The 12,519-nt window shown below is 55.5% G+C and carries 10 protein-coding genes and 1 rRNA gene; 9 read left to right on the plus strand and 2 right to left on the minus strand.

From position 1 onward, the window contains the following. Positions 1-5: 5 nt before the first annotated feature. Positions 6-140, minus strand: coding sequence for a 50S ribosomal protein L34 (gene rpmH / locus BMZ79_RS32800; RefSeq protein ID WP_090649292.1), 135 nt, complete (start codon positions 138-140; stop codon positions 6-8). A gap of 669 nt (positions 141-809) precedes the next feature. Between rpmH and dnaA the strand changes: the two genes are divergently transcribed. The 6 genes from dnaA to gyrB all read left to right on the plus strand — a co-directional run bounded on the left by dnaA (position 810) and on the right by gyrB (position 7,220). After that, a complete protein-coding gene (dnaA, locus tag BMZ79_RS32805; RefSeq protein ID WP_177222463.1) occupies positions 810-2,141 on the plus strand; it encodes a chromosomal replication initiator protein DnaA in 1,332 nt (443 codons plus the stop codon). 253 nt (positions 2,142-2,394) lie between these two features. Then, complete coding sequence (gene dnaN, locus BMZ79_RS32810) at positions 2,395-3,537, plus strand: DNA polymerase III subunit beta (protein ID WP_090649298.1); 1,143 nt, start codon at positions 2,395-2,397, stop codon at positions 3,535-3,537. Positions 3,538-3,553: 16 nt separating this feature from the next. Continuing rightward, on the plus strand, positions 3,554-3,769 hold the full coding sequence (gene yaaA, locus BMZ79_RS32815) for a S4 domain-containing protein YaaA (RefSeq protein WP_090649301.1): 216 nt from the start codon (positions 3,554-3,556) through the stop codon (positions 3,767-3,769). Between the two features lie 46 nt (positions 3,770-3,815). Then, positions 3,816-4,925: a DNA replication/repair protein RecF gene (gene recF, locus BMZ79_RS32820; protein WP_090649303.1), complete on the plus strand. Its 1,110-nt coding sequence runs from the start codon at positions 3,816-3,818 to the stop codon at positions 4,923-4,925. 31 nt (positions 4,926-4,956) lie between these two features. Continuing rightward, entirely contained in the window at positions 4,957-5,205 is a 249-nt protein-coding gene (remB, locus tag BMZ79_RS32825; RefSeq protein ID WP_090649306.1) for an extracellular matrix regulator RemB, read from the plus strand. Positions 5,206-5,309: 104 nt separating this feature from the next. After that, entirely contained in the window at positions 5,310-7,220 is a 1,911-nt protein-coding gene (gene gyrB / locus BMZ79_RS32830) for a DNA topoisomerase (ATP-hydrolyzing) subunit B (RefSeq protein ID WP_090649309.1), read from the plus strand. A 53-nt stretch (positions 7,221-7,273) separates the two neighbouring features. Here gyrB and BMZ79_RS32835 read toward each other — a convergent pair whose 3' ends face one another. Beyond that, a complete protein-coding gene (locus BMZ79_RS32835) occupies positions 7,274-8,026 on the minus strand; it encodes a YheC/YheD family protein (protein WP_090649312.1) in 753 nt (250 codons plus the stop codon). A 384-nt stretch (positions 8,027-8,410) separates the two neighbouring features. On the opposite strand from BMZ79_RS32835, the gene gyrA reads away from it, so the two are divergent. From gyrA to BMZ79_RS32850, 3 genes are all read left to right on the plus strand, one after another. Next, positions 8,411-10,897 carry a DNA gyrase subunit A gene (gene gyrA / locus BMZ79_RS32840; RefSeq protein WP_090649315.1) on the plus strand — a complete coding sequence of 829 codons (2,487 nt, stop codon included), beginning with the start codon at positions 8,411-8,413 and terminating at the stop codon, positions 10,895-10,897. A gap of 44 nt (positions 10,898-10,941) precedes the next feature. Further along, positions 10,942-12,027, plus strand: coding sequence for an HD-GYP domain-containing protein (locus BMZ79_RS32845; protein ID WP_090649318.1), 1,086 nt, complete (start codon positions 10,942-10,944; stop codon positions 12,025-12,027). A 284-nt stretch (positions 12,028-12,311) separates the two neighbouring features. Next, positions 12,312-12,519 (plus strand): 16S ribosomal RNA (locus BMZ79_RS32850); the annotation flags it as partial.

Raw genomic sequence — 12,519 nt, forward strand, 5'->3', positions numbered from 1 at the left:
TAAAGTTACGCGCTCAGTACTTTTCTTCCCTTTTGGCGACGGGCGCTCAGCACTTTGCGTCCATTAGCGGAAGCCATACGCTTACGGAAACCATGAACTTTTTTACGCTTGCTCACATTCGGTTTAAATGTAGGTCTCATTGATCCTTGCACCTCCTATCCTTACTCAATCCAGACTGCATGCTATCTTCTGATCGTCTTCACGATTCGCGATCGTTCATTTCCCTCGTCGAGGATGCTGCAAGGGCCGATAAGAAAAATCGAACGATGAGCATTCTCCGTAAAAAACGCCTTTTTCAATTAAACCACGCGCATGGGCAAAAGTCAACCTTCCCCCGGCTGCGGGATGCGCGGACGCGACTGCCAAATTCAAACTGTGGATAAGCTTAGAATCGGCAGGGGTTCGCGCCGAAATTAATAACATGTGGATGAATTTATCGCACTTTCCCGGATTATGTCGAAATGGTAACAAGATATTAACAATATCTAGTGTTGTCGATAAGTTTTGTACACAACCTATTGAATTTGTGGATAAAAAGGCCGGAATCGTTGAATATCAAGGGTTATTTTGCTATGATGAATATGTTTTCCGTGTGGATGACTCCAAGTACCCCTCGATATTATTAACAGTCTGTGGATAACAATGTGAACAACATTCATCCCCTATTGATAACGATGGTTTGACATCCCTCAACATGTGGATTCACGCTATATCGAAATGCCCCCGAATTCGACATTTTCAGCTTGATTGCGCCCCTCGCGGCGATTTTGATAAGGAGTGACCCATTTGTGGATAGCCATACGCACGAAATGTGGCAACAGGTGCTGTCTATCATACAAACCAAGCTAAGCAAGCCCAGCTTCGACACTTGGTTCAAAGCGACGAAAGCTTCTTTCAGCGGAGATTCCGTTGTCGTCGTGACGGCGCCGACGACTTTCGCGGCCGAATGGCTCGAAAGCCGGTATACCAAGCTTGTGCGCACAACGCTGCAGGAATTCCTGGGGCGTCAATTCGACATTAAATTCGTCATCGAAGAGAACAAGCCGCCCGAGCCGGCCGAGATCCAGCCCGTCGTGCTGCCGCAAGTCCCGGTCGGCCCCGAAGAGACGTTCTCGCATATGCTCAACCCCAAGTACATGTTCGATACGTTCGTCATCGGCGCCAACAACCGGTTCGCCCATGCGGCGTCGCTCGCCGTCGCCGAAGCGCCGGCCAAGGCGTACAACCCGCTTTTTCTGTACGGCGGCGTCGGCCTGGGCAAGACGCATCTCATGCATGCGATCGGGCATTATATTTTAGAGCATAACCCCAATACCCGGGTGCTTTACCTGTCTTCGGAGAAGTTCACCAACGAATTCATTAACGCGATCCGGGACAACAAGGGCGAGAGCTTCCGCAACAAATACCGGAACATCGACGTGCTGCTGATCGACGACATTCAGTTTTTGGCGGGAAAAGAGCAGACGCAGGAGGAGTTTTTCCATACTTTTAACGCGCTGCACGAGGAACGGAAGCAGATCGTCATCTCCAGCGACCGTCCGCCGAAGGAAATTCCGACCCTGGAGGAACGGCTGCGTTCCCGCTTCGAATGGGGGCTCATCACGGATATCCAGCCGCCGGATCTGGAGACGCGGATCGCGATTTTGCGCAAGAAGGCGAAAGCGGAGAATCTCGACATTCCGAACGAAGCGATGGTATACATCGCAAGCCAGATCGACACGAACATCCGCGAGCTGGAGGGCGCGCTCATCCGCGTCGTGGCGTATTCGTCCCTGATCAACGAGGACATCTCGTCGCATCTGGCCGCGGAAGCGCTCAAAGACATCATTCCGTCCAGCAGGCCGAAAATGATCACGATGCAGGACATTCAGCAGAAGGTCGGCGAGCTGTACGGGCTGAAGCTGGAGGAGTTCAAGGCGCGCAAACGCACGAAGGCTGTCGCTTTTCCGAGGCAAATCGCCATGTATCTCTCCCGCGAGCTGACCGATTATTCGCTCCCGAAGATCGGCGAGGCGTTCGGAGGACGCGACCATACGACCGTCATCCATGCCCACGAGAAGATCACGCAGCAGCTGAAGGCCGATTCGGAGCTGTTCAAAATCATTCAAACGTTGACGGAGAAAATCAAGAACCATACCTGAACCTGATATCGGAAGCGCATGTTCATAACGGGCTTCAACGTTATGCACGTCTTCAACATTTCACCGGCAAGCCTATGCACACGCTGTACACATGTGGATAGGCTTGCTTTATCCGTGTTGTCGGCACTTATCCACATATTCAGCGCCCCTACTACGACTTCTACTACTTATTATTAAAAGAACATCATCAAATAAAGGTGAAACGCCGCGCATTCCGCTGCCGCGAATCCCGTTCCTTTAGGAGTGACTTTTCATGAAATTAACGATCCGCAGAGATCAACTGAACGACGCCATTCAACAAGTGTCGAAAGCTTCGTCGTCGCGTCCCGCCATTCCGATTCTGGGCGGCATCAAAATCGACGTTAACCACCAAGGCGTCACCTTGACCGCCAGCGACACGGACATTTCGATCCAAAGCTTCATTCCCGTCGAAAACGGCGAATTCGTCATCGCCAAAATCGAAAAACCGGGAAGCGTCGTGCTGCCCGCGAAGTTTTTCGTCGAAATCGTCAAAAAACTGCCGTCGGACGAGCTAGAAATCGAAGTAAAGGACCAGTTCCAAACGATGATTCGCTCCGGTTCGACGGATATCCAGATGGTCGGTTTGGATCCAGAGGAATTTCCGATTTTGCCGACGGTCGAGCAAAGCGAATCCCTCGCGGTGCCGGGGGACCTGCTGAAATCGATGATTCGCCAAACCGTTTTCGCCGCGTCGACGAGCGAACAGACGCCGATTTTGACGGGCACGCTCTGGAATCTGGCGGAAGGCCAGCTCAAATTCGTCGCTACGGATCGGCACCGCCTGGCCAGCCGGACCGCATCGGTCGAGGCGCCGGAAGGCTACCGGTTCTCCAACGTCGTCATCTCCGGCAAAACGCTGAACGAGCTGTCCAAAATCGTTCCGGACGATCATACACATGTGGATATCGTCGTCGCCGACAATCAAGTGCTGTTCAAAGTCGGTCATGTGCTGTTCTATTCCCGAATTCTGGACGGCACGTACCCGGACACTTCTAAAATTATTCCGCAGCATTTCAAAACAGAACTCGTCCTGCCGACAAAAAAATTGACCGACGCGATCGACCGCGCATATCTGATGTCGCGGGAAGAGAAGACGAACATCGTCCGTCTCGTCACCCAGGAAGACGGCACGATCGAGATTTCGTCCAGCTCCACGGAGCTCGGCCGCGTCACGGAGCAGGTCGAAGCGAAAGAAATGACCGGCGAGCAGCTGCGCATCGCCTTCAACTCCAAATACATGCTCGATTCGCTGAAAGTCATCGACAGCGAATATTTATTCATCGGCTTTACCGGCGCCATGAGCCCGATTATCATCAAGCCGACGGACCATCCGCACAGCCTGCACCTCATCCTGCCTTATCGGACGACGGGCTGACCAAGGAGGAACGATGATGAAAGAGATTGGCATTTCGACGGAATACATCGCGCTCGGCCAGTTTTTGAAGCTGTCGGAATGCATCGACACGGGCGGAGCCGCGAAATTCTTTTTACAGGAGCACGAGGTCGTCATCAACGGGGAGCCGGACAACCGGCGCGGCCGCAAGCTGTATGCCGGCGATAAGATCGAGATCAAGGGATACGGCGCGTTTACGATCGTGAGACGGTAATGCGGCAGTCCGCTGCCGGCGCCGGCGATGACCGGGAGGCTTTACATTGCGATTAAAATCCATCCACCTGCAGCATTACCGCAATTACGAAGAGATCCAGCTGGCGACCGACGGCCAGGTCAATCTGTTCATCGGGCGCAACGCGCAGGGCAAGACGAATTTGCTGGAAGCGATCCTTGTGCTCGCGCTGACGAAGTCCCACCGCACGAGCAAGGATAAGGAGCTGATCGGCTGGCAGACCGAAGAGGCGCGCATACGGGGAGAGGTCGAGAAGCGTTACGGCACCGTAACGCTTGATCTTGCGTTGTCCCAGCAGGGGAAGAAAGCCAGGATCAACGGGCTGGAGCAGCGCAAGCTGAGCGATTTCGTCGGCTCGCTCAACGTGGTCATGTTCGCGCCGGAAGATCTCGAAATCGTCAAGGGGACGCCGGGCGTGCGCCGCCGGTTCCTCGACATGGAGATCGGCCAAGTGCAGCCCGGTTATTTGCATGCGCTCGGCCAGTACCACAAGGTGCTGCAGCAGCGCAACAACTACCTCAAATCCACCTTGCCCGGCAACGCCAACGCGGCCATGTTGGACGTCTGGAACATGCAGCTTGCCGAGTATGGTGTTAAAATTGTGAAAAAAAGGCAAAACTTCATAGAGAAGCTTCAAAAGTGGGCGCAGACGATCCATGCCGGCATTACCGCCGGTTCCGAAGAGCTGTCCATCCTGTACCGGCCCTCCTTCGAAAGCGACGCCAAGGAAGAAGAATCTATATTATTTGAGCAATTTATGATAAAGTTAACACAAGTCAAGGATCAGGAGCTTCGTCGCGGAATGACGCTCGTTGGTCCTCATCGCGATGACATCGCCTTCTTTATCAACGGCAAGGAAGCGTCGGTGTACGGCTCCCAAGGACAGCAGCGCACGACCGCGCTTTCGCTGAAATTAGCCGAGATCGAGCTGATTCACGAAGAAATCGGCGAATACCCGCTGCTGCTGCTCGACGACGTGCTGTCGGAACTCGACCAGCACCGGCAGACGCAGTTGATCGAAACGTTTCAAACCAAGGTTCAGACGTTCATTACGACGACGGGCCTGGAGAGCGTAGACATCGGGAAGCTGCACGATACCCGGATCTATCACGTCCAGGACGGGCGCGTGGCGCCGTGATTGCAAGACGAACGAAGCGGAGGGCGGGAGCATGTACATTCATTTAGGCGGGGAAAAAATCATTCGTGCCGCGGAGCTCGTGGCGATTTTCGACATCTCGATCGAGCAGTCCTCCAAGCTGTCCAAGCAATTCGTCGCGCAAGCCCGCAAGCGGAAGGACGTCGAAATCATAGGCGAGGAAGAAGCCAAATCCATCGTCGTAACGGAACACAAGATCTACTATTCGCCCATCTCATCCTCAACGCTGAAGAAACGATCGCACCATTTTGCGACTAGTTAGAGGGTTGTCAGGCAGTCAGGATGCAAAGTGGCAAGTAGGTTGCAGGCCCGAGCAGCGAACGAAAATCGCGACCAGGGTAGTTGAGAGGAGCAGTGAAACCTAGCATGTCGTCGAATCAGCACACGTACGATGAAAGCCAGATTCAAGTCCTTGAAGGGCTGGAAGCCGTTCGCAAACGCCCGGGGATGTATATCGGTTCCACAAGCAGCAAAGGGCTTCACCACCTCGTATGGGAAGTCGTTGACAATAGCATTGACGAAGCGCTGGCGGGCTTCTGCACGCGCATCGAAGTAATCATCCACGAGGATAACAGCATTACCGTGATCGACAACGGCCGCGGGATTCCCGTCGGGGAGAACGCGAAGCTGAAGAAATCGACGCTCGAGGTCGTCATGACCGTGCTTCACGCCGGCGGCAAGTTCGGCGGCGAAGGGTACAAAGTATCCGGCGGTTTGCATGGCGTCGGCATTTCCGTCGTGAACGCCTTGTCGGAATGGGTCCAAGTGACGGTTAAGCGGGAAGGCAAGGTCCACCGCCAGGAATATCGCCGGGGCATCCCGCAATACGAGCTGCAAGTGATCGGCGATACGGAGACCACCGGTACGACGACCACGTTCAAGCCGGACGGCGACATTTTCAACGAAACGCTCGTGTACGAATACGAAATCCTCCAGTCGCGGATCCGCGAGCTGGCGTTTTTGAATAAAGGCATCGAAATCGCGCTCTCCGACGAGCGTACGGGTGCATCGCACATGTACAAATACGACGGCGGCATCATCGAGTTCGTCAAGTATTTGAACCGCAGCCGCGAAGCCCTGCACGAAGAACCGATCTATGTCGAAGGCGCGAAGGACAACATTCAAGTCGAAGTGGCGCTGCAGTACAACGACAGCTATACCGAGAACATTTACTCGTTCGCCAATAATATCAACACGCACGAGGGCGGCACGCACGAATCCGGCTTCAAAAGCGCGCTGACGCGGATTATCAACGAATACGCGCGCAAGATGAACGCGATCAAGGACAGCGACTCCAACCTGTCCGGCGACGACGTGCGCGAAGGCTTGACGGCGATCATTTCCGTCAAGATTCCGGAGCCGCAGTTCGAAGGCCAGACGAAGACCAAGCTCGGCAACAGCGAGGTCCGCGGCATCGTGGAATCGTTCTTCGCCGAGAAGTTCCAGGAGTTCCTGGACGAGAACCCGGCCGTGTCGAAGAAGATCGTCGAGAAGGGGCTGCAGGCTTCCCGGGCCCGCGAAGCCGCGCGCAAGGCGCGCGAGCTGACGCGCCGCAAGAGCGCTCTCGAGGTAAGCGCGCTGCCGGGCAAGCTCGCCGACTGTTCGTCCCGCGACGCGTCGATCAGCGAGATTTACATCGTCGAAGGCGACTCCGCGGGCGGCTCGGCCAAGCAAGGCCGCGATCGTCATTTCCAGGCGATCCTGCCGCTCCGGGGCAAAATCCTGAACGTCGAGCGCGCCCGTCTGGACCGCATTCTCTCCAACACGGAGATCCGCGCAATCATCACGGCGCTCGGCACGAGCATCGCGGATGACTTCGACCTTTCCAAGGCACGTTATCATAAGGTCATCATCATGACGGACGCCGACGTCGACGGCGCGCATATCCGCACGCTGTTGCTGACGTTCTTCTTCCGCTACATGCGCAAGATCATCGAAGCCGGCTACGTCTATATCGCGCAGCCGCCGCTCTTTAAGATCGAGCGCAACAAGGTGGTCCGTTACGCGCAGACCGAGAAGGAACGCGACGCGATCATCGCCGAATTCGGCGAAGGCGCCAAAGTCAACGTGCAGCGGTACAAAGGCCTCGGCGAGATGAACGCCGCCCAGCTGTGGGAGACGACCATGGATCCCGAGAGCCGCACGATGCTGCAGGTGACGATCGAGGATGCGATCGAAGCCGACAATATTTTCGAAACGCTAATGGGGGACAACGTCGAACCGCGGCGCGAATTCATTCAGGAATTCGCCAAATCGGTCAAGAATCTCGACATCTGATCCCTTCGCGTAAACAGCGCAGCAAGCCGTCCCAACGTTCGGGCGGCTTGTTTTTATTTCACGCGGCGGCGATAGGCGCGGCAGTACCGGCGAATGCGGCGGAACATCGATTTATCGTTCAGCTTGCGAAAAATGTAAGGATCCGGCAGCGTATTGACCTCGAGGATCCAAGGCCGCAACGATTCATCGATCGCGATGTCGATGCCGATCTCCTTCAGCCGCGGATAACGGGTTTGCAGCTGGCGGGCGACGGAGGTGCCGATGTCGGCGAGCCACATCTTGTAGCTGTCGATTTGCTCCTTCGTCAGGTGGGAGGACATCAGCTTGTCGACAGCCATCGGAACACCGCCGCTGTGGTAATTCGTGACGATTTTATCGGGATGGCTCAGCCGGCCGATGATGCCTGTCGTTTCCCAGATGCGGCGGGGATTATGCTGCACCATGACGCGGATGTCGAAGCGCAGCCCGGTATGGGTGAGCAGATGAATTCCTTGCTGGATGAGATACGAACGGCTTCCGATGCGGGCCTTAAGCGAATCGGCCATCTCCCCGAACGAGCCGAACCGCTGCTGGACGGTTCCGGATTGAAAGGCGTAGACGTTATCGGGCAGCTTCTCGACCCGAACGACGCCCAATCCGAAAGTTCCTTGGTCGGGCTTGACGTACACCATGCCGTGTTCCTCCAGCATGGCCGAGAGCGCCGCGGCGCTCCAACGTTTCGTGACCGGAATCCGTTCGCGCAGCGGCTCCGAGAGCAGCAGCACCTTCGTCTTCGCCCATTTGCTTTTTACGCGTTGGATTGCCAACGATGCTCCACCTTTCATGGTTAGGGTCAAGTCCGAGAATCCCGTGCCTGAAGGAGACAGGGTTGAAATTCAATGTTATAATAGAGATAATGCCTATTTTTTGGTTCTTCCGTCATATGACAGTAACCGACCGCAATTCGTGTTAGTTTATGGCGGATAATCAGGTTTGGAGCGTGTATACGCCCAAAACGAAGGAAGTTTTGGGAACGGAACGCGCGCACGGCAAGTTTCATGTTTGCAAACGTTTAAGGATGGCCGGAAGTAGCCGAAACTATAATCATTCTAGTAGGGATTCGCCGATTATTTCCGCTCGTCTACGGTGCCGTCATTCACGTTTTCGGCCGTCGCGAAGCTTAAACATATGCAAACTCTAGGAGGTTTACGATGGCAGAAGAGAACAACCTGCAAGTAAGGGATCGCGATATCGGAACCGAGATGCGCGAATCCTTTATGGATTATGCAATGAGTATCATCGTCAGCCGCGCGCTGCCGGACGTTCGGGACGGCTTGAAGCCCGTGCATCGCCGCATTCTGTTCGCGATGTCGGAGCTCGGCATGTCGCCGGACAAGCCGTACAAGAAATCCGCCCGGATCGTCGGCGAAGTCATCGGCAAGTACCATCCGCACGGCGATTCCGCGGTATACGAGACGATGGTACGGATGGCCCAGGACTTCTCGCTCCGTTATATGCTCGTCGACGGTCACGGCAACTTCGGTTCCATCGACGGCGACATGGCGGCGGCAATGCGTTATACGGAGGCGCGTCTCTCCAAGATCGCCATGGAAATGCTGCGCGATATCAATAAAGAAACGATCGATTTCGCCCCGAACTACGACGGCGAGGAGCACGAGCCGACCGTACTGCCGGCGCGCTTCCCGAACCTGTTGGTTAACGGGCTGACGGGGATCGCCGTCGGGATGGCGACCAATATTCCGCCGCATAACCTGACGGAGGTCATCAACGGGGTGCAGGCGATGATCCGCCAGCCGGATATCACGCCGATCGAATTGATGGATTATATTAAAGGCCCGGACTTCCCTACGGCCGGCTTCGTGATGGGCCGGGAAGGCATGCGCCAAGCGTATACGACCGGCCGCGGGTCCGTGACCATGCGCGCCCGCGCGACGATCGAGGAGAACGGCGGCAAAGCGCGCATCATCGTGCACGAATTGCCATACCAGGTCGTCAAGGCGCGTCTCGTCGAGAAGATCGCCGAGCTCGTGCGCGAGAAGAAGATCGAAGGCATTACGGACCTTCGGGACGAATCCGACCGCAACGGCATGCGGGTCGTCATCGAACTTCGCCGCGACGTGACGCCGACGGTCGTGCTGAACAACCTGTTCAAGCATACGCAGATGCAAATGAACTTCGGCTTCAACATGCTGGCGCTCGTGAAGGGGGAACCGCGCACGCTCAATCTGCGCGAGATCTTGTACTACTACCTCGAGCACCAAGTGGAAGTCATCCGCCGCCGCACCGAGTTCGACCTGAAGAAGGCGGAGGCCCGCGCCCATATCCTGGAGGGCTTGCGCATCGCGCTGGATAACCTGGACGAGGTCATCCGGCTGATCCGCGCTTCGCAGACGACGGAAGAAGCACGCGACGGCCTGATTTCGCGCTTCGGCCTCAGCTTCGACCAGGCGCAAGCGATTCTCGATATGCGCCTGCAGCGCCTGACGGGATTGGAACGCGACAAGATCGAGGCCGAGTATGCGGAGCTGCTACGCAAGATTGCGGAATACAAAGCCATTCTGGCCGACGAGCAGCTTGTGCTCCAAATCATCCACGATGAGCTGGAAGAAGTGAAAGAGAAGTTCGGCGACGAGCGCCGTACGGAACTGATGACCAGCGAAGACGAGATTCTCGACGAGGATCTGATCCCGCGCGAGGACGTCGTCATCTCGGTCACGCATTCCGGCTACGTGAAGCGCCTGCCGGTCACGACGTACCGCAGCCAGAAGCGCGGCGGCAAAGGCGTCATCGGCATGGATACGAAGGATACCGACTTCGTCGAGCATCTGTTCGTTTCCAATACGCATCACTTCTTGCTCTTCTTTACGAACAAGGGCAAAGTGTACCGGTTGAAAGCCTACGAGATTCCGGATCTCAGCCGCACGGCACGGGGCACGCCGATCATCAACCTGCTCCAGATCGAGCAAGGCGAAACGGTCAACGCCGTTATTCCGGTAGAGTCGTTCGAACCGGACCGTTACCTGTTCTTCGCGACCAAGAACGGCATCGTCAAGAAGACGCCGCTCGACGATTACGCGAACATCCGCAAGGTTGGACTGATCGCCATCAACCTCCGCGAAGACGACGATTTGATCGGCGTCAAGCTGACGGACGGCAAGCAGGAAATCATTATGGGCACGAGCCAAGGGATGTCCATTCGCTTCCCGGAACAAGACGTGCGTCCGATGGGACGTTCGGCGACGGGCGTGAAGGGCATCAGTTCCGACGACGAGGACGAAGTCATCGGCATGGATGTCGTCTTGCCGGGCTGCGATATTCTGATCGTGACCGCCAACGGCTACGGCAAACGCACGCCTGAGGCCGAATACCGTTCCCAGAGCCGTGGCGGCAAGGGGATCAAGACGCTCAACGTGCAGGAGAAGAAGGGCTTGATCGTCAGCCTGCGCGTCGTACAGAACGACGAGGATCTGATGATCATGACGTCCTCCGGCACGCTGATTCGCATGAGCATGGGGGATATCTCCACCATGGGTCGGAATACGCAAGGGGTCAGATTGATCAATATCCGCGAAGACGATTCCGTGGCTACGGTAACCCGGGTCGCGCGAAGCGAAGAGCCGGAGGGCGGAGAAGAGATGGAAGCCGACGGCGATAACGACGAGTCGACCGAATCGTAATTCCGCAAGGCGAAGTTGAGGCAAGCAAGGTGAGGGAGAGACCTATGGGCACGGTAACGGTTTCGCAAGTCAAGCTGGGAGACAAAATTACGCAGGATGTTTTGACGCCGCTCGGAAACGTGCTTTTCCACAAGGGGAAGGTCGTTACGCCGCGCGAGCTGGAGCTCCTGCAGGCCTTTCTCGTGCCACAGGTCGTCGTCGACGGGCCGCCGGAGAAGAAAGAGGCGGCGGAAGCGAACAGCGATAAAAATCAAGAGCAGCCGAAAGAAACGCTCGTAAAGACGTCGCTGATGATGGAGTACGACCGTACGGTCGTACTGCTCAAGCGCGTGTTTAACCAAATGATGAGCGGGCAATCGCTGCCGATTCTCGATATTCGCAATCAGCTTGAACTGCTGCTTCAAGAAAGCCAAGAATATAAAATCTTGACGTTCTCTCCGCAGAACGTTCCGGACGAGGATTATCTATTTCACAAGAGCGCCATGTCCGCCTTATGCTGCTATATGCTGGCGCAGTGGAACGGATTGCCTAAGAAGGACTGGATGCAGTCGGCCTTGGCCGGGTTGCTGCATGATATCGGCAACGCGAGGATCGACCGCGATATCTTGAACAAACCCACCAAGCTGACGCCGGACGAGACGGAAGAGATGAAGCGGCACACCGTGCTGGGCTACCAGCTGCTGAAGAACGTCGCCGCCGTGAACGAAGGCGTCAAATTGGCCGCGCTGCAGCATCACGAACGCTTCGACGGCAGCGGCTATCCGCTCGGCATCGGTTCCGAGAAGATTCATCCCTATGCCAAATTCGTGGCGATTTCGGACATTTTCAATGCCATGACGATGAAGCGGGCTTATCGTAAGGCCGCTTCTCCTTATCTCGTCTTGGAACAACTGCATCAAGACTCGTTCGGGAAGCTGGATCCGGCGTACGTGCGGATCTTCATCGAGAAGGCGACCCAGTTCCATAACGGGACGGTCGTTCGCCTGAGCGACGATCGGTTGGGGGAAATCGTGTTTTCGGATCGTAACCATCCGACGCGCCCATGGGTTTCGGTTAACGGCACAATCGTGAATTTGGCGATCGAGAGACAGCTATATATCGAAGAAGTCATCACCCGAACAAAAGCTTAAACTTGTTGCTAAATAGCTTGACCCCAGTAGACTAGCTGTGGTATATTACTCCTTGCCCCTTTTGAGGCGCGGTAATGTATCACAGTTTTTTGTTAAAACAAAAAATAATGCTTGCAATGAACTAGGCATCTGTGATATATTAATCAAGTCGCCGCTGAGACATGGGCGAACGAGAGAAACATTTGTTCCTTGAAAACTGAACAATGAGCGACCTGTCAAAAGGTTTGAACAAGCAAGTCAGCGATGAGCTAACAAGCTTATTCTATACAATGGCTTCGGCCACTTTTATGGAGAGTTTGATCCTGGCTCAGGACGAACGCTGGCGGCGTGCCTAATACATGCAAGTCGAGCGGACTTTCCCTTCGGGGAAGGTTAGCGGCGGACGGGTGAGTAACACGTAGGCAACCTGCCTGCAAGACCGGGATAACATTCGGAAACGAATGCTAATACCGGATACGCAGTTTCCTCGCATGGGGAGACTGGGAAAGACGG

This window comes from Paenibacillus sp. UNC496MF (genome assembly GCF_900113915.1).
In the GTDB taxonomy this organism is placed as follows: Bacteria; Bacillota; Bacilli; order Paenibacillales; family Paenibacillaceae; genus Paenibacillus_Z; species Paenibacillus_Z artemisiicola.

Coding starts and splice junctions, on each gene's coding strand:
- remB (WP_090649306.1), top strand. CDS start 4,957: ATGTACATTCATTTAGGCGGGGAAAAAATCATTCGTGCCGCGGAGCTC.
- gyrA (WP_090649315.1), top strand. CDS start 8,411: ATGGCAGAAGAGAACAACCTGCAAGTAAGGGATCGCGATATCGGAACC.
- yaaA (WP_090649301.1), top strand. CDS start 3,554: ATGAAAGAGATTGGCATTTCGACGGAATACATCGCGCTCGGCCAGTTT.
- rpmH (WP_090649292.1), bottom strand. CDS start 140: ATGAGACCTACATTTAAACCGAATGTGAGCAAGCGTAAAAAAGTTCAT.
- BMZ79_RS32845 (WP_090649318.1), top strand. CDS start 10,942: ATGGGCACGGTAACGGTTTCGCAAGTCAAGCTGGGAGACAAAATTACG.
- dnaN (WP_090649298.1), top strand. CDS start 2,395: ATGAAATTAACGATCCGCAGAGATCAACTGAACGACGCCATTCAACAA.
- dnaA (WP_177222463.1), top strand. CDS start 810: ATGTGGCAACAGGTGCTGTCTATCATACAAACCAAGCTAAGCAAGCCC.
- gyrB (WP_090649309.1), top strand. CDS start 5,310: ATGTCGTCGAATCAGCACACGTACGATGAAAGCCAGATTCAAGTCCTT.